20 protein-coding genes are annotated in these 24,258 nt (G+C 60.6%); 6 read left to right on the plus strand and 14 right to left on the minus strand.

Annotated elements, in window-relative coordinates; genetic code table 11:
- Window positions 1-303 precede the first annotated feature (303 nt).
- Window positions 304-1,806: a D-alanyl-D-alanine carboxypeptidase/D-alanyl-D-alanine endopeptidase gene (gene dacB / locus ACQ4WY_RS24430; protein WP_436506300.1), complete on the minus strand. Its 1,503-nt coding sequence runs from the start codon at window positions 1,804-1,806 to the stop codon at window positions 304-306.
- Between the two features lie 8 nt (window positions 1,807-1,814).
- On the minus strand, window positions 1,815-3,053 hold the full coding sequence (locus ACQ4WY_RS24435) for a nucleoside recognition domain-containing protein (protein WP_035823177.1): 1,239 nt from the start codon (window positions 3,051-3,053) through the stop codon (window positions 1,815-1,817).
- 216 nt (window positions 3,054-3,269) lie between these two features.
- On the opposite strand from ACQ4WY_RS24435, the gene ACQ4WY_RS24440 reads away from it, so the two are divergent.
- The 4 genes from ACQ4WY_RS24440 to ACQ4WY_RS24455 all read left to right on the plus strand — a co-directional run bounded on the left by ACQ4WY_RS24440 (window position 3,270) and on the right by ACQ4WY_RS24455 (window position 10,201).
- Window positions 3,270-5,081, plus strand: coding sequence for an ABC transporter substrate-binding protein (locus ACQ4WY_RS24440; protein WP_436506447.1), 1,812 nt, complete (start codon window positions 3,270-3,272; stop codon window positions 5,079-5,081).
- A gap of 217 nt (window positions 5,082-5,298) precedes the next feature.
- A complete protein-coding gene (locus ACQ4WY_RS24445; RefSeq protein WP_436506301.1) occupies window positions 5,299-8,052 on the plus strand; it encodes a TonB-dependent receptor in 2,754 nt (917 codons plus the stop codon).
- A gap of 88 nt (window positions 8,053-8,140) precedes the next feature.
- Window positions 8,141-9,220, plus strand: coding sequence for a S66 peptidase family protein (locus ACQ4WY_RS24450; RefSeq protein ID WP_436506302.1), 1,080 nt, complete (start codon window positions 8,141-8,143; stop codon window positions 9,218-9,220).
- An 87-nt stretch (window positions 9,221-9,307) separates the two neighbouring features.
- Complete coding sequence (locus tag ACQ4WY_RS24455; protein WP_436506448.1) at window positions 9,308-10,201, plus strand: YihY/virulence factor BrkB family protein; 894 nt, start codon at window positions 9,308-9,310, stop codon at window positions 10,199-10,201.
- Window positions 10,202-10,658: 457 nt separating this feature from the next.
- Here the strand turns inward: ACQ4WY_RS24455 and ACQ4WY_RS24460 are convergent, their stop codons facing one another.
- From ACQ4WY_RS24460 to ACQ4WY_RS24485, 6 genes are all read right to left on the minus strand, one after another.
- A complete protein-coding gene (locus ACQ4WY_RS24460) occupies window positions 10,659-11,786 on the minus strand; it encodes an acyl-CoA dehydrogenase family protein (RefSeq protein ID WP_436506303.1) in 1,128 nt (375 codons plus the stop codon).
- 39 nt (window positions 11,787-11,825) lie between these two features.
- The gene (locus tag ACQ4WY_RS24465) at window positions 11,826-12,494 is read right to left on the minus strand and encodes an SDR family oxidoreductase (RefSeq protein WP_436506304.1); all 669 of its coding nucleotides are present in this window, start codon (window positions 12,492-12,494) and stop codon (window positions 11,826-11,828) included.
- Between the two features lie 80 nt (window positions 12,495-12,574).
- The gene (locus ACQ4WY_RS24470; RefSeq protein ID WP_436506305.1) at window positions 12,575-13,771 is read right to left on the minus strand and encodes an acetyl-CoA C-acyltransferase; all 1,197 of its coding nucleotides are present in this window, start codon (window positions 13,769-13,771) and stop codon (window positions 12,575-12,577) included.
- Window positions 13,764-15,566, minus strand: coding sequence for a bifunctional isocitrate dehydrogenase kinase/phosphatase (gene aceK / locus ACQ4WY_RS24475; RefSeq protein ID WP_436506306.1), 1,803 nt, complete (start codon window positions 15,564-15,566; stop codon window positions 13,764-13,766). Before aceK ends, ACQ4WY_RS24470 begins: the two co-directional genes overlap by 8 nt.
- Window positions 15,567-15,619: 53 nt before the next feature.
- The gene (locus ACQ4WY_RS24480) at window positions 15,620-16,804 is read right to left on the minus strand and encodes an isovaleryl-CoA dehydrogenase (RefSeq protein WP_034753750.1); all 1,185 of its coding nucleotides are present in this window, start codon (window positions 16,802-16,804) and stop codon (window positions 15,620-15,622) included.
- A gap of 123 nt (window positions 16,805-16,927) precedes the next feature.
- Complete coding sequence (locus ACQ4WY_RS24485) at window positions 16,928-17,332, minus strand: MerR family transcriptional regulator (RefSeq protein WP_436506449.1); 405 nt, start codon at window positions 17,330-17,332, stop codon at window positions 16,928-16,930.
- A 713-nt stretch (window positions 17,333-18,045) separates the two neighbouring features.
- Here ACQ4WY_RS24485 and ACQ4WY_RS24490 point away from each other — a divergent pair.
- Window positions 18,046-18,453, plus strand: a complete 408-nt coding sequence (locus ACQ4WY_RS24490) for a hypothetical protein (RefSeq protein ID WP_034753756.1) — start codon at window positions 18,046-18,048, stop codon at window positions 18,451-18,453.
- A 62-nt stretch (window positions 18,454-18,515) separates the two neighbouring features.
- Here the strand turns inward: ACQ4WY_RS24490 and ACQ4WY_RS24495 are convergent, their stop codons facing one another.
- The 6 genes from ACQ4WY_RS24495 to ACQ4WY_RS24520 form a co-directional block, all read right to left on the minus strand.
- Window positions 18,516-18,923, minus strand: a complete 408-nt coding sequence (locus ACQ4WY_RS24495) for a hypothetical protein (protein ID WP_436506460.1) — start codon at window positions 18,921-18,923, stop codon at window positions 18,516-18,518.
- Window positions 18,924-19,020: 97 nt separating this feature from the next.
- Window positions 19,021-19,635: a UbiX family flavin prenyltransferase gene (locus ACQ4WY_RS24500; RefSeq protein ID WP_353659505.1), complete on the minus strand. Its 615-nt coding sequence runs from the start codon at window positions 19,633-19,635 to the stop codon at window positions 19,021-19,023.
- A complete protein-coding gene (gene grxD, locus ACQ4WY_RS24505; protein ID WP_010402157.1) occupies window positions 19,628-19,939 on the minus strand; it encodes a Grx4 family monothiol glutaredoxin in 312 nt (103 codons plus the stop codon). The genes ACQ4WY_RS24500 and grxD overlap by 8 nt, the downstream gene beginning before the upstream one ends.
- 105 nt (window positions 19,940-20,044) lie before the next feature.
- Window positions 20,045-20,515 (minus strand): GNAT family N-acetyltransferase, encoded by a 471-nt coding sequence (locus ACQ4WY_RS24510; protein ID WP_436506307.1) that lies wholly within the window; start codon window positions 20,513-20,515, stop codon window positions 20,045-20,047.
- A gap of 4 nt (window positions 20,516-20,519) precedes the next feature.
- Window positions 20,520-22,868, minus strand: coding sequence for a Tex family protein (locus ACQ4WY_RS24515; RefSeq protein ID WP_436506308.1), 2,349 nt, complete (start codon window positions 22,866-22,868; stop codon window positions 20,520-20,522).
- Between the two features lie 93 nt (window positions 22,869-22,961).
- Window positions 22,962-23,339 carry a hypothetical protein gene (locus tag ACQ4WY_RS24520; protein WP_436506309.1) on the minus strand — a complete coding sequence of 126 codons (378 nt, stop codon included), beginning with the start codon at window positions 23,337-23,339 and terminating at the stop codon, window positions 22,962-22,964.
- 193 nt (window positions 23,340-23,532) lie between these two features.
- Between ACQ4WY_RS24520 and ACQ4WY_RS24525 the strand changes: the two genes are divergently transcribed.
- A complete protein-coding gene (locus ACQ4WY_RS24525; RefSeq protein ID WP_436506310.1) occupies window positions 23,533-24,258 on the plus strand; it encodes a secretin and TonB N-terminal domain-containing protein in 726 nt (241 codons plus the stop codon).

Below are 24,258 nucleotides of genomic sequence, written 5' to 3' on the forward strand. Positions count from 1 at the left end.
CCCTTCCCATCCCGAACAGGACCGTGAAACAACTTTGCGCCGATGATAGTGCTGCAACCAGTGTGAAAGTAGGTTATCGTCAGGCTTGTTATTCGTAGTAGAGAAAAACCCGATCAGCAATGATCGGGTTTTTTTTCGTCTGCCGGTTTGTGATGGTGAGCCCCAAATGAAAGCTGGGGTCAGACGCCCTCGCGCGTTGGCGTCGAATCTGACGTTAGCGGTATTGAGGGTCAGACCCCGGTGCCGCGCAACAGACGAGAGAAAGGCAGCGCTACGCGCTGCCTTTCTGTCTTTGCTTCCCTTTTATTGGCCAGCCACCACCGGCGTGGCGCCGCTCCTGGCTACCCACTCGATCAGCGCATCGACAGCAGCGCGGCCGTTGCCGTTGCGCACCAGATCGCTATTGATCATGGCGACCACCACGCACAGCTGGTTGTTGGCGTCGGGCACGTAGCCGGCGATGGCCACCACATTTTTTAATGTGCCCGTCTTGATGCGCGCGCGCGCGGCGGCCGGACTGTTCAGCATGCGTTTGCGCATGGTGCCGTCCAGTGCGGCGATGGGGAGGCTGGACTGGAACTCGGGCGCCCACGGGCTTTGCTGCATCGCTTGCAGCACGCCGGCCAGTTGCGCCGGCGCAATGCGTCCCGTGCGCGATAGGCCGGAACCGTTGTCGACCAGCATGCCTTGGGTATCGATATTGTGCCGCTGGAACCATTCCTGGATGACTAGCCGCGCGCGCGTGGCCGTGTCTTCCGGCGCCGCCATGGCAACGGGGCGGCTACCCAGCCAGCCATCGCTCTGCAAACTACCCAGGCTCAGGAACAGCGTGCGGGCCAGGGTGTTGTCGGACGTCTTGTTGATATCGCGCAAGACCTCCGGCAAGGCACGCGCCACATGGTCGGCCAGCATGCGCGTACCGACCGGCTCGGCCGTCGGCGGCAAGCCTGTTGCCGGCGCTTCGCGCACCGCGCCCGTGATCGTGCCACCCAGGCGTTTCCAGGTCGCACGGAACAAGCGGTCCGCATAATCGTTGCGGTCGAGCACATTGATGCTGGTGACCTTGCTGCAATTTTGTGGGAAGGTGCCGTGCAGGATCACCTGCAGCTTGCCGCTCGCATCGCGCCGGTACTCGGGCGGACGCCAGCCATCTTCCCATCTGGCGCAGCTGCCCTTGACCAGCTTCATGTCGCTCGTGATGCTGACATTCTCGAGCGGCGGCTGCATGAGGATGCTCAATTGCCGGTCCGTCGAGTTCATGTTGATATCGAGCAAATTGGTGTTCAGCAATAAGGCATCGGGGATGACGTTGTAGCGGAACTCTGCCGACTCATCGAAAGGCGGTGCGCCGATATCGGGCCGGGCCGGCTGGAATAGCTGGCGGTCGAGGATCAAATCGCCCTTGATTTTCACGATGCCCTGGTTGCGCAAGGTTTGCAGCATGTGCGCCAGCACGTCGGCATTGAAATCCGTGTCGGCGCCGCCGCGCAGGATCAAGTCGCCCTTCAGTACGCCATTGATGACGTCGGCGCTGGTGCGCAGTTCCGTGCGCCCGCGAAAGATGGGGCCTAATTGCTCCAGGCCCACGGCCGTCGTCACCAGCTTCATGGTGGAGGCCGGTTGCATGCTGCGCTCGGCGCCATGCGACAGCACGGTGGTGTTGCCACGCAAGACGATGGCGCCCATGGCGTCTTCGGGAATATTCGCGCTGCGCAGCAGCAGGCTGACGGATTCGGGCAATTGCGCGTGGGCAGTCGACAGGCCAAGACCCGCCAAAAGCGCAGCCATCAGAACAGGACGTAACATGGTGCTCCTTAGTGGAAAAAGACGTAGGCGACAAAGACGGCGGTGATCACGCCGGCCAGGTCCGCGATCAGGCCGGCCGTGATCGCATAGCGCGTCTTGCGGATGCCGACGGAACCGAAATACAGGGCCACGATATAGAAGGTGGTGTCGGCCGAGCCCTGGAAGACGCAGGCCAGGCGGCCGACGAAGGAATCGACGCCGTAGGTATTCATGGCGTCGATCATCATGGCTTTCGAGCCGGAGCCGCTGAGCGGCTTCATCATGGCCGTCGGCAGGGCGGGCACGAAGTCCGTATTGATGCCCAGGTTGGCGAAGAACCAGTTCATGCCGCTCATCAGGAAATTGAATACGCCCGCGTTGCGGATCACGCTGATGGCCACCAGCATGCCGACCAGATAGGGAATCACGGTAATGGATGTCTGGATGCCGCCCTTCGCTCCCTCGATGAAGGCGTCATACACATTCACCTTCTTGCGCAGCGCGCCGATGATGAAGATGGCGATGACGCTGATCAACACCAGGTTGCTGACCACCTTGGAGACCAGCTCGATTTCCTGCTTTGTCAGGTATTGCGTGAAGTACCAGATCATGGCGACGATGGCGCTCGTCATGCCGCCCATCCAGCCCAGCACGACCCGGTTGAGCAAGTTGATGCGTTGCTTGATGGATACCGTGATGATGCCGACCACGGTGGCCACATAGGTGGCGATCATGCAGGGGATAAAGATGTCGGACGGGTCGGCTGCGCCGAGGATGGAGCGTTGCGCCATGATGGCCAGTGGAATCAGGGTCAGGCCCGAGGTGTGCAGCACCAAAAACATGATTTGCGCATTCGTCGCCTCTTCCTTGTTCGGATTCAAGGTTTGCAGGCTTTCCATGGCTTTCAAGCCGAACGGCGTGGCCGCATTGTCCAGGCCCAGCAGGTTGGCCGAGAAATTCATCACCATGTGGCCGGTCGCGGGATGGTCTTTCGGGATTTCCGGGAAGATGCGCGAAAAGAAGGGCGCGATCACTTTCGCCAGCCAGCCGACGATGCCCGCTTTTTCACCGATGTTCATGATGCCGAGCCACAAGGTCATCACGCCGGCCAGCGGCAGGGCGATATCCATCACGCCCATGCGCGCCGTTTCGAACGTGCCATCGATGATGCGCTTGAAGATATCGGTATCGCCAAGAAACAGCCACTGCAGCACTGCGGCCAGGAAGCCAACGAGGAAAAAGCCGGACCAGATGTAATTAAGTGCCATATGCGATCAGTTCTGTGTGTCGGGAGTGAAAAATGTCTGCAAACAAAGTATAGGGGCAGCCCGATACGAGTTGATGAAAGAATGCAGCAATCGCATGCCAAAAAGTTATAAGCTGGCAGCCTGTTTTCATTGGCGCCCCGCAGCTTGCCCGCGTAGTGTGGGGGATGCCTGTCGCTTATCGCTGTTCGTTACCTTGTCTGCACTGGATCACTGATGATGTTTTTACGCAAAACCGCCTGCGCCGCCGGCCTGGCCCTGTTGACGCTTTTCACTGTACCGGCCCACGCCGCCACCGATGCCGTGGCGGGCCGGGCGGGCAAGACATTAAAACTGTTTCTCAGCACTAGCGAGACGGGCCTGGACCCGGCCGTGGCGTCGGACCTGGCCAGCCTGAACTTGATGGAAAACATATTTGACCCCTTGCTGCGCTATGACTACCTGGCGCGCCCCGTGCAACTGCAGGGCAATACGGCGCGCGGCTTGCCGACCGTGGAAGATGACGGACGCACGTATATCTTTCACTTGCAGCCCGGTATTTTCTTTACCCCCGATCCCGCCTTCAAGGGCAAGCCGCGCGAAGTGACGGCGCAGGATTATGTCTACAGCCTGACGCGGCTGTATGACCCTAGCCTGAAGTCGCCGTGGTTGTTCTTGCTGGAAGATAAGCTGGTGGGTGATGCGGCCCTGAAAGCCAAATTCAGCTACGACACGCCGATCGCCGGCTTGCAGGCGCTGGACAAATACACCCTGCGCATCCGCCTGAACGGCGTCGACCCGAACTTCCTGTTTTACCTGGCCATGCCGGCCACCGGCGTGGTGGCGCGCGAAGTGGCCGAAGCGTATGCGGCGCCGGGGCAGATCGGCAACCATCCCGTGGGCACGGGGCCGTTCCTGGTGAAGGAATGGAAACGTAGCGACAAGATCGTGCTGCAGGCCAATCCGACTTTCCGCCCCACCGTATTCCATACGGAAGCCAAGGCGCTGGCCGCCTTGCCGCTGGATGCGCGCGCCATCGCCACCGCGCTGGAAGGCAAGCACTTGCCCCTGGTCGAGCGCATCGAGGTGCGCATCGTCGAGGAATATCAATCGCGCATGCTGGGTTTTCTGAAAGGCGAATTCGATTACCTGGAGCAAGTGCCCGAATCGATGACGGACATGGTGCTGGAAAACGGCGCCCTGAAACCGGCGCTGGCCGCCAAGGGTCTGCAACTGACGCGCTTTCCCGTGCTGCAGACGTATTACATGTGGATGAACATGGACGATCCCGTGCTGGGTGGTACGACCAAGGACAAGCTGGCCCTGCGGCGCGCCATCGCCCTCAGCTACAACAGCCGCGAAGACATCGCGCTGTTGAAGAAAGGCCTGGCCTTGCCGGCGCAGTCGCCGCTGCCGCCCAATGTGCTCGGTTACGACAAGAACTACCGCAGCCCCGTCGGCTACGATCCCGTGCTGGCGCGCGCCCTGCTGGAGCGCTTTGGCTACAAGGCGGGCGCCGATGGTTTTCGCACCCAGCCGGACGGTAAGCCCTTGATCCTGACGATGCACACGGAACCGAGCACGGTGGGACGCCTGCGCGATGAGCTGTGGCGCCGCAACCTGAACGCCATCGGTCTGCGCGTGGAATTTAAAAGCGACAAGAAGACGGAAATCATCAAGGCGTCGCGCCTGGGCAAGGTGCAGATGTTCGAGACCAACTGGATCGCCGACTTCCCCGATGGCGATAACTTTATGCAATTGTTGTATGGCGGCAACGTTGGCCGCGCCAACTATGCCCGCTTCAACTTGCCCGATTACAATAAACGCTATGAGGAGGCGCGCCTGCTATCCGATACGCCGCGCCGACGCAGTCTGTACTTCGACCTGTTTCAGCTAATCCACGCCTACACGCCGTGGGTGCTGCTGACACATCCCATCTCCGCCGACCTGCAGCAACCGTGGCTAAAAAACTACAGGCGTCACCCCGTGGAATTCACGTCCTGGCGCTATCTGGACGTGGATAAAACCAAGGCTAGCCCCGCAGGCAAGTGACCATGTCGCTGAAAAGGGCATTCATTCCAAAAAGTTATGGTTAGGAAAGCATTTTTCATTGGCTGGCCGCGGATGCATCGCGCTACTCTGAAAATGAAAACAAATAAAGTCATGCGCAAATGTCATAAAAAAATGTACTGCGAGACAGACGTTGCGACATATCTATACAGCCTGACTTGATAACTCAAGTTTCGATTGCCCAACAAGGAGAAGACCTGTGAAATTGAAGAAGCTAGCGCAGTTGGTGGCATTGATGGGGGTGGTGGGGCCGGTCGTGGCACAGGAAGCGGTGCCGCCATCGATGCAACGGGTCGAAGTGACGGGCAGCAGCATCAAGCGCGTGGCCAAGGAAGGCGCGCTGCCGGTGCAAGTCATCACCTTTGACCAGATCGAAAAGCAGGGCATCACGACGACCGAGCAACTGGTGCGCACCCTGTCGGCGAATGGCACGGGCGCCGATAACATGACTTCGGGCAATAACGTGTTTGGCGCCGATGCCGACAGGGTTAGCGGCGGCGCCTCGTTCGCCTCGCTGCGCGGCCTGGGACCGTCGAGCACCCTGGTGCTGTTGAATGGCCGCCGCATCGCCACGCACGGCGCCAGCGGCAAGTCGGTCGATCTGAACTCGATTCCGCTGGGCGCAATTTCACGCGTGGAAATTCTCAAGGATGGCGCCTCGGCCATCTACGGCACGGATGCCATCGGCGGCGTGATCAATTTCATTCTGAAAACCAATTACAGCGGCGTGGAAGCGTCCGTCTCCACCAATGACACGCAGGCAGGCGGCGGCGCCACGCGCCGCGCTTCCATCCTGGCCGGCACGGGTTCGCTGGAAAGCGACCGCTACAACATCATGGCCAGCCTGACCGTCGACAAGGCCGAGCGTCTTAACGGCAGCGACCGCTCCTTCGTCAACGGCTACCAGCCGGGCCGTGGCCTGTCGCCCGATACCACGGGCACGCCGTTCGCCAACCAGATGGCGGGCGCCGGCACGGCATTGCATACCTCGTTCCAGCTGCCTGGCGATCCAAACAAATACCTGCAAGCCAATCCGCTGAGTTTCCAGGGCAAGTGCGACAGCGTCGCCGGCATGTCGCAATACCAGACGGAGCTGTGGAAAGACGTGACCTCGCCGCTGCGCACCAAATATTCCTGTGCGTATGACTATGGCGCCGACTATGTGCTGCAATTCCCTGTCGAGCGGGCCAATCTGCTGTCGCGCGGCACGTTCCAGTTGGCGCCTGACCACCGCATGTTTGTCGAAGTGCTCGGTTCGCGCACCAAGGCCACGGCCATTTTGACGCCGATGCAGGTGCAGGCGACCGTCGCCAACAAGAATTTGTATCCGGTCGGTGGCGCGTATTATCAGGATCTGTCGGCCTACATTCCTTCTTTCGACAAGACCAAGCCGATTTCCTATAAATGGCGCGCCAATGACGTGGGCAACCGCACGCAGGAAAACACGACCGACAATGCCCGCGTGCTGGTGGGCTTTGAGGGTAACTTTGGCAAGTGGGATTACAAGGCCGGCATTTCGCGCGCCGAAAGCAGCACCAAGACCAAGCTGACGGATGGCTATTCCTACACGGACAAGTTGTACGCAGCTTTGGCGACTGGCATCATCAATCCCTGGGTGGGCGCCGGCCAGAGCCAGACGGAAGCGGCCAAGCAATTGATCGAATCGACCAAGTTCCGTGGCGACTTCCAGCATGGCAAGACGACCCTGACGCAGATCGACGGGGCAGTTTCGGGCGAGCTGTTCCAGCTGCCGGCCGGTGCGCTGGCCATGGCGGCCGGTTTTGACTTGCGCCGCGAGGGCTACAGCTTTGGGCAAGACGTCGACGCCATCCAGATCCTGCTGGCGCCGGGCAATGCTTCATTGAAAGATGCCAGCCGTACCGTCAAGGCCGTGTATGCCGAGTTGCTGGTGCCGGTCACGAAGGACCTGGAAATGCAGCTGGCTATCCGCCGCGACGATTACAGCCTGGTGGGCGCGACGACGAATCCGAAAGTGGCGTTCCGCTACCAGCCTACCGACTTCTTGCTGTTCCGTGGTTCGGCCAGCAAGGGTTTCCTTGCGCCAAGCTTCCAACAGTTGTATTCCGGTTCGCTGAGCCAGGAATTGCCGAACGGCGTGATCGACCAGGAAGGCTGCGCCAAGCATCCGGGCGTCCCCGAGTACTGCTCCATCGACCGCCTCGACTACAAGACGGGTGGCAATACGAATTTGAAGCCGGAAACGTCGAAGCAGGGCAGCGTCGGTTTCGTCATCGAGCCATTCAAGGGCTATTCCGCCTCGTTCGACTACTGGGCCATCAATACCAAGGATCGCATCCTGAACCGCACGCCGCAAATCGTGCTGGCCAATTACCAGGCGCTGAACCAGTACATCCATCGCAATCCAGACGGCACCATCGAATACGTGCAGGCGGGCTGGATCAATGCGGCAGGCAGCCGCGTGCGCGGTCTCGACGTGGGCTTACGCGGTGAAGGCAAGATCCAGGACGCTAAATGGACGGCGACCCTGGACGGCACGTATATGGACAGCTTCAAGTTTGCGGAATATCAAGGCCAGGAGTACCAGGAGCTGGTCGGCAAGTTTTATACACGCGATCTGTACCTGCGCTGGAAACACAATGCCAGCTTCGGCGTGTCGCGCGGCGACTGGAGCGGCTTGCTGATCCAGAGTTTTTCGTCGGGCTACAAGGATCAGGTGCCGAATGGCGGCAAGGGTACGCCGCCACCGGGCTTCAAGCCGGATGTGTCCAGCTACACCACGTATAACTTGTCGGGCACGTACACGGGTTTCAAAAATACCACCATCACCGTGGGTATCCAGAACCTGTTCGACCGCGATCCACCGTTCACCGCGCACAACGTGGATGAAGTGGTGGGCGCCGGCTGGGATCCGCGCGTGGCCGACCCGCGCGGCCGTTCGCTGTCGTTCCAGCTGAAGTACAAGTTCATGTAAGGCGGCCATGCCGGCGGCAAGATTGCCGGCATGCTACTCTCGTGCGGCGGCGCCTGGCGTCGCCGTTTTTATTCCAGGAAAGGGCCGCATGTCCAGTCAGACCAATCTCAGCCGGCGCCGCTTCGGCGGCTTGCTGGCCGCCACCCTGGGGTCGGCAGGCACACCGGTGTGGGCGGCGGCCGCGCAAGGGAAGGGCAAACGCATGCAACAGCAACACGCATTGATCAAACCGGCGCGCCTGCGCGACGGCGACTTGGTCGCCATCATCGCACCGGGCGGCTTTACGGATGAGGACGCCATCGCCAAGGCCCAGCGCAATATCGAATCGCTGGGCTTGCGCGCCAGCCTGGGCGCCAACATTCGCGCCGTGCACGGCAACTATGCGGGCACGGTGCAGCAGCGTCTCGACGATCTGCACGCGGCGTTCCGCGATCCGAACGTCAAGGCGGTGTGGGCCATCCGCGGCGGCTCCGGCTGCATCTCGCTGCTGGCGCTGCTCGACTACGCCTTGATCCGCGCCAACCCGAAAGTGCTGATCGGCTATTCCGACATCACGGCCCTGCACCTGGCCATAGTCCGCCAGACGGGCCTGGTGACGTTCCACGGTCCTGTGGCCTCGTCCACGTTTTCCGACTACACGGTGACGCAGCTGCAAAACGTGCTGATGACGCCGCAAGACAGCTACACGATCCCGATGGCGCTGGACAACCACCGCCGCGCGCAGACGCACGCCAACTTCGCCATCCGCACCGTGCATGGCGGCCAGGCGACGGGACGCTTGACGGGCGGCAACCTGTGCATGGTCAGCGCGCTGGCCGGCACGCCGTATGCGGCTGATTTCCGCGAGCGCATCCTTTTCCTGGAAGAAATCAATGAAGTGCCCTACCGCATCGACAGGATGTTGTGCCAGCTCGAGCTGTCCTTGGGGTTCAACAAGGCGGCGGCCTTGATGCTGGGCATCTTCGAGCATTGCGAGGCGGCCGAGGGCGACACGGCGCTGACCCTGGATGCCACCCTGGACCAGCATTTGCAGCCTTTACGCGTGCCGGCCGTCAGCGGCTACTCGTTTGGCCATATCCGCCACCAGTTTACGATACCGATGGGCATATTGGCGACCCTGGATGCGGACCGGCAAACCTTGACCTTGTTGGAGCCGGCCGTCTGCTAGCGTACGGTGCAGCGGGGCGATTGTCAGTATGCTAGTGTGATTGCAGGCGTGGCACGAGGCCGCGCCGCCTTCTTTACCGCACCCGACATGATTAACCGCCACGCCAGTACCTACATCCTCAGCCATCCGCTGGCCTTTGTGCTGCAGGTGCTGAAGGGTTTCCGCGCCAACCAGGGCTTGCTGCTCGCGGGCGCCGTCGCGTATTACTCGCTGCTCTCCATCGTGCCCCTGTTGATGCTGGTGGTGGTGGCCCTGTCGCACGTGATTGCAGAAGATGAGCTGTTGCGGACCATCGGCCATTACCTGGAATGGCTGGTGCCAGGGCAATCGAAAGCCATCGTGGCCGAAGTCGCACATTTTCTCAACAACCGGGGCGTGATCGGTTGGCTGCTGCTGCTGACCATGCTGTTTTTCAGCTCGCTGGCGTTTACCGTGCTGGAGAACGCCATGAGCGTGATCTTTATCCACCGCGTGGCCATCCGCCGCCGCCATTTCCTCATTTCCGCCGTTCTGCCGTACTGCTACATCCTGTGCCTGGGTGCGGGCATCCTGCTCATTACCCTGGTGGCGGGCGGCCTGCAAGTGATGGGCGAGGAAAGCGTGCGCTTTTTGCGCCACGACTGGGGCCTGGAAGGGGTGTCCGGCGTGTTGCTGTATTTGCTGGGGCTGGCGGGCGAAATTCTCGTACTGAGTTCGATTTACCTGGTCATGCCCGTCGGGCGGCTGTCGATCACGCATGCGCTGATCGGCGGCGTGACGGCGGCCCTGCTGTGGGAAATCGCCCGCCATGTGTTGGTCTGGTATTTCTCGACCTTGTCGCAGGTCAACGTCGTGTACGGCTCGATGACGACGGCCATTGTCGTCATGTTCAGCCTGGAAATCGGCGCCACCCTGCTGTTGCTGGGCGCGCAAGTGATTTCCGAGTACGAAAGAGTGGCCCGCGGCGGCGAAGAGGACAAGCCGCTGGCGCTAAGGACTTGATTTAAAAAGATTATTGCACCGCACAAAAAGCTGTGCTATACTCCGTTCAGTGATTGAGATTTGGCAGCAAATTATCTCACCATCCAGTTCAGCGCGGCGACCGACAGGTGTAATGTCGATGGCGTGACAGTGCGAAGAGTGGATTTTGTAATTCCGGATACGTTGGTCGATTTACACTTGGAGTCACCATGCAGATAGCATGGGAGTCCGAAAATCAGGAGGCACTTTGCAGATAGCACTGGCGTCCATGACACGATTAAAGCATTGGTAATACATTGGAACGAAGCCCGCGACCGCGGGCTTTTTTTTCGTCTATAGCTGGCGTGTTGAGCAACCTACTGCGCAGCCCGCTCTCGACTCGGCGTTACTCGCCGTACTTCAGTACGGCTGCGTTACTCAAGCCGATATCGAGCTTGCTCGCTACGGTTGCTCAAGGCGCCGAGACTTTTACTGCTTTTTATAAAGCTCTGGCGATCAGGATTTTCTGAATATCGCTGGTCCCCTCGTAAATCTGGCATACGCGCACGTCGCGGTAGATGCGCTCGACGGGGAAGTCGGACACATAGCCATAGCCGCCGTGCACCTGGATGGCGTCCGAACACACTTTTTCCGCCATTTCCGACGCAAACAGCTTGGCCATGGCCGCTTCCTTCAGGCAGGGCAGGCCTGCATCCTTCATCGATGCCGCGTGGCGTATCAGCTGGCGCGCCGCTTCGATCTGCGTGGCCATGTCGGCCAGGCGGAATTGCACGGCCTGGTGTTCATAGATGGGTTTGCCGAAACTTTCGCGTTCGCGCGCATAGCTCAAGGCCGCTTCATACGCGGCGCGCGCCATGCCCACGGCTTGCGAAGCGATGCCGATGCGTCCGCCTTCCAGGCCGGAAAGGGCGATCTTGTAGCCTTGCCCTTCTTCGCCAATCAGATTTTCCGTCGGAATGCGGCAATTCTCGAACAGGATCTGCGCCGTATCCGACGAGTGCTGGCCCATCTTCTGTTCCAATCCCGCCACGATGTAGCCGGGCGTGTTCGTCGGCACCCAGAAGGCGCTGATGCCGCGCTTGCCGGCCGCTTTGTCGGTGACGGCCATGACGATGGCCACGTCCGCATACTTGCCACTGGTAATGAACTGCTTCGTGCCGTTGATGACGTATTCATTGCCGTCGAGGGTGGCCGTGGTGCGCAGGGCCGAGGCGTCGCTGCCCGTGTGCGGTTCCGTCAGGCAAAATGCACCGAGCATGGCGCCTTGCGCCAGCGGACGCAGCCATTGTTCCTTTTGCGCGTCGTTCGCGTACATCATGGCGATGCTGCACACGGGGCAATTGTTGACGGAAATGATGGTCGACGTGCCGCCATCGCCGGCGGCGATTTCTTCCAGCACCAGGGCCAGCGACACGTAGTCGAGACCGGCGCCGCCCAGCGCTTCCGGCACGGCCACGCCAAAGGCGCCCAGGGCGGCCAGTTCCTGCAATTCTTCCTTGGGGAAATGATGTTCCTTGTCCCAGCGGGCCGCGTTGGGCGCCAGGCGCTCGCGCGAAAAACTGCGCAGCGCTTCCTGGATCATTGTCTGTTCTTCATTGAGTATCATGGGACGTCGTCTCGTTTGTTTTTATGGTGGATGCGGGAATTACCAGGCGATGGGCTTGCCATCGTAGTTGCGGAACACAGCCTTGTCCGTGGCCGGCAAGCTGGTCAGGGTGGCGCGGATGCCGGCAGCGCTTTGCTCGGGCGAAATATCGGCGCCGGCGCCGCCCATGTCCGTGCGTACCCAGCCCGGGTGGAAGGCGACGCAGCTGACGCCTTGCGGGCCATACACGAGGGCCGTGTCGATCAGCACGGAATTCAGGGCGGCCTTGCTGGCGCGGTACAGCGAACCGCTGGGGTTGCCGCGCTCGCTCAAGGAGCCCATGTGCGAGGACAGCACCGCCAGTTTCCCTTTGGCATTGCTCACCAGCGGCGCCAATATGGGCAGCAGCCGCATGGCCGCCAGCACATTCGTGTGCATGACGGCATCGAAATCTTCTTGCGTGGGGGAACCGTCGTGACGGGGGCCGTACACGCCCGCGTTGAGGATGGCCACGTCGAGCTTTTCATCGTCGAGCTTCCAGCCCAGGCCGGCACAGCCTTCTACATCCGTCACGTCGAGCTGGTGCGCTTCCACGCCCAGTTGCGTGAGGGCGTCGCAGGCGTCCGGTGTGCGTGCCGTGGCGATCACCCGCCAGCCATCGTGGCGGTATTGACGGACGATTTCGTGGCCGATGCCGCGCGAGGCGCCGATGATCAATGCGGTTGGCATGTGTTCTCCTTGGGTAATCCAATGAAAAGGCGCGCAGCGAACGTGTCCACGCCGCGCGCGCCTGTCGTCAACAGAGCAGCTTATACCAGTTCGATCGCCATCGCCGTCGCTTCGCCGCCACCGATGCACAGGGCCGCCACGCCGCGCTTGCCGCCGGTTTTTTTCAAGGCGCCCAGCAGGGTGACGATGATGCGCGCGCCCGAGGCGCCGATCGGGTGGCCCAGCGCGCATGCACCGCCGTGGATGTTGATCTTGCTGTGTGGAATGTCGAGGTCGTGCATGGCGGCCATCGGCACGGCTGCGAAGGCTTCATTGATCTCGAACAAATCGACATTGCTGCTGCTCCAGCCCGTTTTCGCATATAGTTTTTTCACCGCGCCGATGGGGGCCGTGGTGAACTCATTCGGCGCCTGTGCATGCGTGGCGTGGCCGTGGATTTTTGCGATGACGGTGCAGCCGAGCTTTTTCGCCGTCGATTCGCGCATCAGTACCAGGGCCGCCGCGCCATCGTTGATCGACGAAGACGAGGCTGCCGTGATGGTGCCATCCTTCTTGAACGCCGCTTTCAAGGTCGGGATTTTTTCCAGGCGGGCTTTTTGCGGGCCTTCATCGATGCTGACGATGGTGTCGCCGCCGCGGCCGGAAACGGTCACGGGCACGATTTCCCATTCGAAACTGCCATCCTTGGTGGCCGCTTGCGCGCGTTTCACCGATTCGATGGCAAACGCATCCTGCGCTTCGCGCGTGAAGCCGTACTGGCTGGCGCACTCTTCGGCAAACGTGCCCATCGAGCGGGCATTGCCCTTTTCATCGCGGCTGTAGGCGTCTTCCAGGCCATCCATCATCATGTGGTCATAGATCATGCCGTGACCGATGCGGTAGCCGCCACGCGCCTTCGGTACCAGGTAAGGGGCGTTGGTCATCGATTCCATGCCGCCCGCCACCACCACGTCGGCACTGCCGGCGAGCAAGGTGTCATGCGCGAACATGGTCGTCTGCATGGCCGAGCCACACATTTTTGACAGCGTCACGGCGCCCGTGGAATCGGGCAAGCCTGCCTTGCGCAAGGCTTGGCGGGCGGGCGCCTGGCCCTGGCCGGCCATCAGGCAATTGCCGAAAAACACGTGTTCGACGGCGTCCGGCGCCACGCCGGCCCGTTCGACGGCGGCGCGGATGGCCACGGCGCCCAGGTCGCTGGCGGTGACGTTGGCAAAATCGCCCTGGAAGGCGCCCATGGGGGTGCGCGCGGCACCGACGATTACGACTGGATCATTCATGTTGGATCTCCGGTTGGGGTGAGGATGGTGGTTGCTTACAAAAACGCAGGTGCTGCGGATACGGGAAGACGTCCTCGATATGGCCGTCTTCGATGCGCTGCTTGCGCACCTGCCAATATTGCGCCGTCAGCAGGTCGGCATGGTGCTGCATGAAATACTTGCGGATGCGGGGATTGCCCAGCAGGAAGGTGCCGAATTGCTCGGGAAACACATCGTGCTTGCCGATGGGATACCACGGTTCGGCCGACATTTCTTCTTCCTCCGTACGGGCTTGCGGGATGACGCGGAACTGGCAATCGGTGATGTACTCGATTTCATCGTAATCGTAAAAAACGACACGTTGATGACGCGTCACGCCAAAGTTTTTATACAGCATGTCGCCAGGGAAAATGTTCGCCGCCACCAGTTCCTTGATGGCGTTGCCGTACTCGACGATGCCGTGTTCGACCAGGTCATCGCGGCCTTCCTTCTCGGCATTGCTCAGCCACATATTCAGCGGCACCATGCGCCGCTCGATGTACAGGTGGCGGATGATGATCTGCTCGTGGTCTTCTTCGATCAGCGAGGGGGCGAACTGTTTCAGTTCGGCCAGCAGTTCCGCGGCAAAACGGGCGCGGGGAAAGGCCACGTTGGAATACTCGAGCGTGTCGGCCATGCGGCCCACGCGGTCGTGGTGTTTCACCAGCAAATACTTTTGCTGGACTTGCACGCGCGTGGTTTCCTTGGGCGGCGGGAAAAAATCCTTGATGACCTTGAAGACGTAGGGAAACGACGGCAGGGCAAACACCAGCATCACCAGGCCGCGGATGCCGGGCGCGCTTTCAAAGTGGTCCGACGAGTGTTTCAAGTGCTGCAGATAGTCGCGGTAAAACAGCGTCTTGCCCTGTTTTTGCAGGCCCAGTATCGTATAGATTTCGCTGCGCGGTTTGCGCGGTAGCAAGCTGCGCAGGAATTGCACATAGGCCGACGGCACTTCCATATCCACCAGGAAATACGCGCGCGTAAACGAAAACAGCACGGCAATCTGCTGGTGCTCGAACAGCACCGTGTCGAGCACCAGCTTGCCGTGACGGTTGTGCAGGATCGGCACGACAAACGGATATTCGCGGTTGCCGTTGATGCCCTTGCCGACCAGGTAAGCGCCCTTGTTGCGGTAGAACAAACTGGTCAAGACCTGGATCTGGTGGTTCGGCTCCAGCCGGTCGCCGCCGAACAGCTGGTGCAGGCGCGCTTCCACCTGGGCCACGTCACGCTCCAGGTTGGCAAATACGCAGTCCAGCTGGAAGTTGCTCACCATGCGCATCAGGGTGTGGCGCAAGCCGTCCTTGCCGGGGTAATACACGCGGTAGGTGGGCACCGGGTCTTGCGTGTCGATGTATTCCGTGGAAACCACGGGACGCACGAAAATATAGTCGTTATTGAAATACGTGCGGTGCAGGATATTGCAGCAGACGGAATTGAAGAAGGTTTCCGCCAGTTCCGGCTGCTTGTGTGCCGTCAGCATGCCGATATAGTGCAGCTTGAGTTCGCGCCACACTTCGTCGCTCAACTCCGACTCTTCGTACTCATCTTCGAGCATCTGCACGCATTCCTGCACGCGCTTGTCATAAAAGTCGATGCGTTCGCGGGCCGCCGTCTGTGCCGCGGTCCAGGCGCCTTGCTCGAAATACTGCTTGGCTTGCCGGCTGGTTGCGCGGAACAGGCGGTAATGCTTGTCGAAGCCGTCGCGGATGGTGCGCGCGATATCGAATGCAATCTGGGAAGAGAGCAATTTGGGGAAGGCAATTTGCGTCATATCTGTGCTCGCATGAATAGCTCATCACCCAGTCGATAGGCGCGCGCCCGTGCTTACTTGGTTTCCGCAAACAGTTCGCGGCCTATCAGCATGCGGCGGATTTCGCTGGTCCCGGCGCCGATTTCGTACAGCTTGGCATCGCGCCACAGGCGGCCGGCCGGATATTCGTTGATGTAGCCGTTGCCGCCCAGGGCCTGGATCGCTTCGCCCGCCATCCAGGTCGCCTTCTCCGCACTATACAGAATGGCGCCGGCCGCATCCTTGCGCAGCTGGCGCACGGCTTCCGGCGTGGTGGCGCGATCGCAGGCCTGGCCTACGGCATACACATAGGCCTTGCACGCCATCATGGTCGAATACATATCGGCCAGTTTGCCCTGCATCAATTGGAATTCGCCGATGGCCTGGCCGAACTGCTTGCGGTCATGTACGTAAGGCACGACCAGGTCCATGCAGGCCTGCATGATGCCCAGCGGGCCGCCGGACAGCACGGTGCGCTCGAAATCGAGGCCCGACATCAGCACATTGACGCCCTTGCCCAGGCCACCGAGCACGTTTTCGGCCGGCACTTCGCAATCCTGGAACACCAGTTCGCCCGTGTGCGAGCCGCGCATGCCCAGCTTGTCGAGCTTTTGCGCGATGGAAAAGCCCTTGAAATTCTTTTCGATCAGGAAAGCCGTCATGCCGCGCGGGCCCGCTTCCAGGTCATTCTTGGCGTACACCACCAGCACGTCCGCGTCGGGGCCGTTGGTGATCCACATCTTGGTGCCGTTCAAGACCCAGCGGTCGCCCTTGAAGTCGGCGCGCAGCTTCATGCTGACGACGTCCGAGCCTGCATTCGGTTCCGACATGGCCAGGGCGCCGATGTGTTCGCCCGTGATCAGTTTCGGTAGGTATTTGGCTTTTTGCTCGGCCGTGCCGTTGCGCTTGATCTGGTTCACGCACAGGTTTGAGTGGGCGCCATACGACAGGCCGACGGAGGCCGAGGCGCGCGAGATTTCTTCCATGGCGATGATGTGTGCCAGGTAGCCCATGCCGGCGCCGCCGTATTCTTCGCTGACGGTGATGCCGAGCAAGCCCATGTCGCCCATCTTGCGCCACAGGTCCATGGGGAACTGGTCCGTGCGGTCGATTTCGGCCGCCCGCGGCGCGATTTCGGCGGCGGCGAATTGTTGGATCGCTTCGCGCAGGGAGGCGATGTCGTCGCCGTGGTCAAAGGTCAAGCCTGGGAGATGGAGCATGTCGTCCTCGTCGTTATAAGTGTGGCGGTCATGGATGCCGGGTCAGTGAAGCTATGATACTCAGTTGTGACGTTTACGTAAACGTAAAGCGCCGCGCGCGGCAGCTGTCCGCTGCCTGCGCCTTTAGTTTGTTTGCGCCTTATCAATATGCAAGTCCGCCAGCATGCGCGCGCAAGCGTCTTCATGCGCGCTGATTTCCGCCAGCGCCATTTCAATGTCGATGCGTTGCTGCTCCAGCGTCTGTCGATGTTGCGCCAGGACGCCCAGGAAGCGGTCCATCTGCGCGCGCGTGTCCTTCGGCGACTCGTACATGTCGACCAGACTCTTGATCTCCGATAGCGCCAGGCCCAGGCGCTTGCCACGCAGGGTCAGTTTCAGGCGGGTGCGGTCGCGCGGCGTGTAGACGCGGCTGCGCCCACCGGCGCCTTCACGTTTCGGGCTGAGCAAGCCCTGGTCTTCATAGAAACGGATGGCGCGCGCCGTGATGTCGAATTCCCGCGCCAGTTCGGTAATGGTATAGGTCGTCATTGCTGCGGGCGGTGTCGGTTGCATGGGTGGTCGGTAGCTGGATGGGTGTGGCGAGGCAATGAGTGGCAAAGTGCCGTATACGTCAACGTCTATCCTATTGTAGCGTGCCCTGCCCGTGCTGCAACAAAGAAAAAAGAGGGCATAAACAGGATAATTTGGCGAATAAGGCAACAATTACTGAAAATAAATTGATTCTTCTTGCGCAAACACGCTTAAGATCGAGAGTTGGTGGCCAAGATGACACCAAAAAGAGCTTTCCTGGCATAACGGCGACATTCTTTTCGCTGCGATGGCAGTAAAATTTTTTTGGCGCAGATTCTTTCCAGTCGGCACGATCAAAAAACAACGTTTCACTATGAGCACGTTGTACAGATCGTTTCCATATTGAAAACAAAATGGCCCTTCTGAAAACTTTGTCTACAAGAAATTGTATGACATGGGCATTGCGCGTATCGGTGGAGGAGGGCATTATCCGATACCGTACGTTGTAATGCCAAATCGAGGCTTTGAATCGTGCTGCAGTGCGAAAATCAAAGCTAGCCGCGAATTTGACCCGAAGCCACACAGAATCACAAGAGAAAATTCGGCCCACTTTTTGACCTGAAAAGCCCGGCCGGAGTGTTAATTGTTAATTTATACTCTTTTCAAATGTAACAATCTGTATGGTCATTCAAGAAACTGACTTTCATGTTACAACATGAAATAGTACACCTATGAATTCTTCTAACGAACGCGAAAGCTTCAGCCAGCGACTTCAGTTGGCTCTCAAAAACGCCCATTATTCTCCAGACAGCCCGACCAGACTGGCCCGGGAATTCAATATCCGTTTCGACGGGCGCCCGATTACCGTGCATGCAGCTAGGAAATGGTTAGTAGGTGAAGCAATTCCCACGCAAGAGAAATTGCGCATGATTGCCCAATGGTTAGGCGTTCCGGCGGAATGGTTGCGTTTTGGCGGCCCTGAAAGCGCCACGCCGAATGGCGAAGCGGGCAGCGCCTTATCGCGTTTTGAGTCTGCCGATGTGAAATTAATTGCCGATTTGCAAAGATTGGATGAACATCATCGTCAAATCGCGCGAGAATTTATTCGCATGCTGGTAAGAGTCAACTACCAAAAGTAAGCATCCAGGCCATCCCCGGCCGGCGCCGTCCGCCTTTCGCTGACGGTGCTCCCCCTGTCTTTTTATTTGCGCAACGTCATACTGGAGACATGATTTTGCCGCACAATAAGACCTCGCATGTTGCGCTGCAGCGGAATTATTTGACAATAATCCCGCACGCAGCGGCGCAGCGGCCAATACCAGCGCATAATCACATCAGAAGCAGCCAGTTCATCCACTACGGAGCCGAGCATTTGAGCCGTCTTATGAAAAGTAACTACAGCAATACCGCGCAGCTGAAGGACTTGATGACCGTGCCCCCCATGACTGCCGCGCAACATGCGGAAGTGATGCGCAAACGGATCGCCCACCGCAGGATGGTTGAAGAAGCCAGGGATTTGAAGCAGGCGAGTGCCCACCAGTTTGACAAGAGGTGATGGATGCCTGACCAAACCAGCTGCGCGTCGCGCTTTGCGGCCGGCGATGCTCACCGTACTAGAGTACGGTTGCGCTTCTCGGCCACAAATCGCTGCCGCTCGCTATGGTTTTGTCTGGCATCGTGACGTGCGTAGTTGGTGATGTAGTCTGTTAGTTTGTTGCTGACTGGTCTGATGCTTTCAAACCATTCCACCTTGGTGCCAGGCCGTGCTCGATGCCGAGCAAGTCGATGACGCGCGCCACCGTATGGTCGACCATCTCCGCAATGCTCTGCGGGTGGTGATAAAAGCTCGGTAAGGGGGGGAAGATGATGCCGCCCATTTCGGTCACGGCGGTCATATTGCGCAGGTGCGCCAGGTTGAACGGCGTTTCGCGCACCATCAGGATCAGGCGGCGGCGCTCCTTGAGCACCACATCGGCTGCCCGCGTAATCAAATTATCCGACAAGCCATGCGCCACGGCCGCCAGCGTCTTCATCGAGCACGGCGCGACGACCATGCCATCCGATTGAAACGAGCCACTGGCGATACTCGCGCCGATGTCGCGCAGCTTGTGTACCACGTGCGCCTGCGCTTCGATTTCCTTGCGCCCTACGCCCGTTTCCTGGTGCAGGGTCAGTACGGCTGCATCCGACAAGACCAGATGCGTCTCGACGCCGGGGATGGCGACGAGCAATTGCAGCAGCCGCAAGCCATACACGGCGCCCGTGGCGCCCGTGATGGCCACGACGATACGGCGCGGCCGCTGCTGTTGGCTATCAGGCATCCAGCAGGGACTTCAGTTCGCCCGATTCAAACATTTCATTCATGATATCGGAACCACCGATGAACTCGCCTTTGACATACAGCTGCGGAATGGTTGGCCAGTTCGAGTAATCCTTGATGCCTTGGCGCACTTCCGGGTCATCCAGCACGTTGACGGTGGCGATGTTTTCCACGCCGCATGCTTTCAGGATCTGGATGGCGCGGCCGGAAAAGCCGCACTGCGGGAACTGGGCAGTGCCCTTCATGAACAGCACGACTGGCGTGCTCGTCACGGTTTCTTTGATCCAGGTTTGTACGTCGCTCATAGCTGCCTCTGATGGGTAAATAAATAGATGCCGTCATTTTATAAGAAAACGACGGCACGGGTATGCGCTCAGGTCATAAATCGGGCAAGTCAGCCACGTAGAAGTTTATAACTGCTTGCCCAGGCAGATGGATTGTGCCGCGCCCACGTATTTGCCCCAGGCCATGACGGGTGTATAGCCGTGTTTGGCATAAAACGCCACCGCGCGGCTATTTACCACGCGGGTGGACAGGTGCACAGCCTGGTAGCCATGCCTGCGCGCTTGCGCTTCCACATGGGCCAGCAGGGCCGCGCCCACGCCGGTGGCGCCGGGGCGTGCATACATGCGCTTGAGTTCTGCCGTGGCGCTATCTGCTTCGCCCAGCGGCCGCAGGGCGGCGCAGCCCAGCAGGGCGCCGGCGCCGTCGCGGGCCAGGTAAAAGCCGCCGCGCGGCGTTGCCGCTTCGACATCGAAGGAAGAGCGGCCACTGTCGCCGTTGATGCGCAGCAGCACGTCCGATAATTCGTCGAGCAGCAGCTTGGCATCCAGGCTGGCGGCGTCCACCGCCAGGATGACGAGGTCATGCCTGGCGGCCATGGACTTAGCCGCGCAGCTTGGCGAACGCGGCGGCCATGCTGCCGGCCGGCTCGGGGGCGTTGCGCGACTGCGACTGGTGCTGTGCCATGCTGCGGCGGTCGTTGCGGTCGCCTTTTTGCTCCGGTTTGCTGCCCGGCTGCGGCGCGCTGTCCGTCAGGCGCATGGTCAGCGCGATGCGCTTGCGCTTTTCATCGACTTCCAGCACCTTGACGCGCACGACCTGGCCAGCCTTGACCACCGTGTGCGGGTCCTTCACAAACGTGTTCGACAGGGCCGAGATGTGCACGAGGCCATCCTGGTGCACGCCGATATCGACAAAGGCGCCAAAGGCGGCCACGTTGGTGACCACGCCCTCGAGAATCATGTCCGGGCGCAAGTCGCGGATTTCTTCCACGCCTTCCTTGAAGGTGGCGGTGGTGAACTCCGGACGCGGGTCGCGGCCCGGCTTTTCCAGTTCCTTCAAGATGTCGGAAATGGTCGGCACGCCAAACGTTTCATCCGCATATTTTGCGGGGCTGAGGGTTTTCAGCAGGGCCGTTTCGCCGATGACGGCCTTGATATCCTTCTTGATGTCTGCCAGGATCTTTTCCACCAGCGGGTACGATTCCGGGTGGACGGCCGAGGCGTCCAGCGGGTTTTCGCCGCCCATCACGCGCAAGAAGCCCGCTGCCTGTTCGTACGTTTTGTCGCCCAGGCGCGGCACCGCCTTCAGGGCCGCGCGCGAGGTGAACGCGCCCTTCATGTCGCGGTAGGTGACGATGCTTTGCGCCACGCTGGCCGACAGGCCGGACACGCGCGCCAGCAGGGGCGCCGACGCCGTGTTCACATCCACGCCGACGGCGTTGACGCAATCTTCCACCACGGCATCGAGCGAGCGGGCCAGCTGGCTTTGGCTCACGTCATGCTGGTACTGGCCCACGCCGATCGATTTCGGGTCAATTTTTACCAGTTCGGCCAGCGGGTCTTGCAGGCGGCGCGCAATCGACACGGCGCCGCGCAGCGACACATCCATGTCCGGCAACTCTTTCGAGGCGAATTCGGACGCCGAATACACCGATGCGCCCGCTTCCGAGACGACGATCTTCGTCATCTTCGCTTCCGGATGCTGCTTGATCAGGTCCTGCGCCAGTTTATCGGTCTCGCGCGAGGCCGTGCCATTGCCGATCGAAATCAGGGACACATTGTGCTTGGCGGCAAGACGGCCCAGGGTGTGCAGCGAGCCATCCCAGTCATTCTTCGGCTGGTGCGGGTAGATCACGGCCGTGTCGACGACTTTACCGGTGGCATCGACGACGGCCACTTTCACGCCCGTGCGCAAGCCGGGATCCAGGCCCATGGTGGCGCGCTGGCCGGCCGGCGCGGCCAGCAGCAGCGCCTTCAAATTGGTGGCAAAGACGTTGATGGCGTCGAGTTCCGAGCGCTCGCGCAGGGCGCCCATCAGTTCCGTTTCCAGGTGCATGAAGCTTTTCACGCGCCAGGTCCAGCGCGCCGTGTCGGCCAGCCACTTGTCGGCCGGACGGCCGAGGCTCTTGATGCCGAAGCGGGCAGCGATGCGGCCTTCGCACGGGTTGTGCGGCGCATCCCATTTCGGTTTTTCCGCTTCCGTGTCCAGGCGCAGGGTGACGTCGAGGATACCTTCGCGGCGGCCGCGCAACAGGGCCAGCGCGCGGTGCGAGGGGACTGTGGAAATGGTTTCCGAGTAATCGAAATAATCGGCGAATTTTTCGCCTTCGTCCTGCTTGCCTTCCACCACTTTCGATTCGACGATGCCATGTTCCTGCACGTATTCGCGCAAGGTTTGCAGCAAGGTCGCGTCTTCGGCGAAGCGCTCCATCAAAATCTGGCGCGCGCCATCGAGGGCCGCCTTGGTGTCGGCCACGCCCGGGTTGTTGCCGTCGGCACTCGTAAACGCGTCGCGCAGGAACTTGCCCGCTTCCATTTCCGGCGTCAGTTCCGGATTGTCCAGCAAGCCGTCGGCCAGCGGCATCAGGCCCGCTTCGATGGCGATCTGCGCCTTCGTGCGGCGCTTTTGCTTGTAGGGCAGATACAAATCTTCCAGGCGCGTCTTGTCTTCCGCGTGCATGACGGCGTCGAGCAGCTCGGGCGTCATCTTGTTCTGTTCCGTGATCGACGCCACGATGGCGGCGCGCCGCTCTTCCAGCTCGCGCAGGTAGCGCAGGCGCTCTTCGAGCAGGCGCAGCTGGATATCGTCGAGGCCGCCGGTCGCTTCCTTGCGGTAACGGGCGATGAAGGGCACGGTGGCGCCTTCGTCGAGCAGTTCGATGGCGGCGGCAACCTGCACCGGTTTGGCGGCAAGTTCAAGGGCAAGACGTTGTTCGATAGTGGGCAGCATGGTTGTTTCCAGAGCGATCAAGCCTGGAATGATACGCAATCGGCGCGATTGCGCAATCTTGACAGCGCAAATGGACTGTGCGTTGACAACAGCTTAACGGGGTGACAGCAGCGGGGCCGGCAGCAGCGGGCTGGCGGGCGGCGGCGCCGGTCTCTGCGGCGTGACGGATTTGCCAAAGGCATTGCCCATGCGGTGTTCGAGGGCGGCGCGGTTGTACAGGCCCAGCTGGTTCGACGGGCGCTGCACGGTCGCCTCCGCACCGGACAGGGCGGGTGGCTGGCGGTTCACGGTGTTGCTGTTCGGTAATAATTTTTCATTCAAGCAAGATATGGACTGCGCGCGCTTGCCATTCACTTCCACTTCCACGCAGCCCTTCTCCGGCGCGGCGGCCTTGACGACGACGGTGTGCTCGTCCGCCTGCGCGGGCAGGGTGGCGCAGGCCAACAGCAACAGTGATAACAGGCGTGCCATGGCGGCTCCCGGAGCGGTGGAGAAGCATTCAGCATAGCAAGGTCATATGTCGCGGCGATGACACAGGCTGGCATGCGGGCTTGCGGCATGTCATGCAGTTGTCATTTTATGAAGCTACCATCTTGCCATTCTGCAGACAACATTGCAGTCAAGACACTTCATGAGCAGGCTTTTTCGTTGATTTCCCTGGAAAATGACACGAACCCTCCGCCGCACCGCAACGGGCAATGCCCTGGCCTTGTCCGCTTGTTTGCTGATGACATTGATGACATTCGTGCGGCCAGCAGCGGGTGCGGACGGTGCTGACGCCGCCGCGCACGCGACCCTGCGCTTCGACTTGCCCGCCCAGCCGCTCGATGCGGCCCTGGTGGCGTTTGGCGAAGTGACGGGCTATTCCGTGCTCGTCAGCAGCCAGCTGGCGGCCGGGAGAGTGGCTGCGCCCGTGCGTGGCGACTACACGCCGGCCGAAGCGCTGCAGCGCTTGCTGGTGGGCACGCAGCTGGGCGCGCGCTTCAGCGGCAGCAACGCGTTTACCCTGCTGGCGCTGGCCGATGCACCGGTGGCGCCGGCGCCCGTGCCGGCCGAAGCCGTCCCTGCCGCGCCGCCCTTGCAAGGTTACGCGGCCGTCCTGCAGCGCTCGCTCACGCGCGCCCTGTGCCGCTTGCATCCGGACGCTTTCGGCCGCTACCGCCTGGCCTTCCAGCTGTGGCTCGATGAGCGGGGCAAGGTGCGCGCCGTGCATGTGCTCGAGTCGAGCGGCGTGGCGCAGCGCGACCGTGCCGTGCTGCAACGCCTGCGCAGCCTGCTGATGGATGGCGCGCCACCGGCGGGCCTGCCGCAGCCACTGACGATTTTACTGACGCCGCGCCCCGACCCAGGCGCCGATTGCGCGCCCTACCTCCTGGCCGGGGCGCCCTGA

The sequence above is a fragment of the Janthinobacterium salmonicoloratum genome, assembly GCF_051380845.1.
GTDB lineage: Bacteria > Pseudomonadota > Gammaproteobacteria > Burkholderiales > Burkholderiaceae_D > Janthinobacterium > Janthinobacterium lividum_F.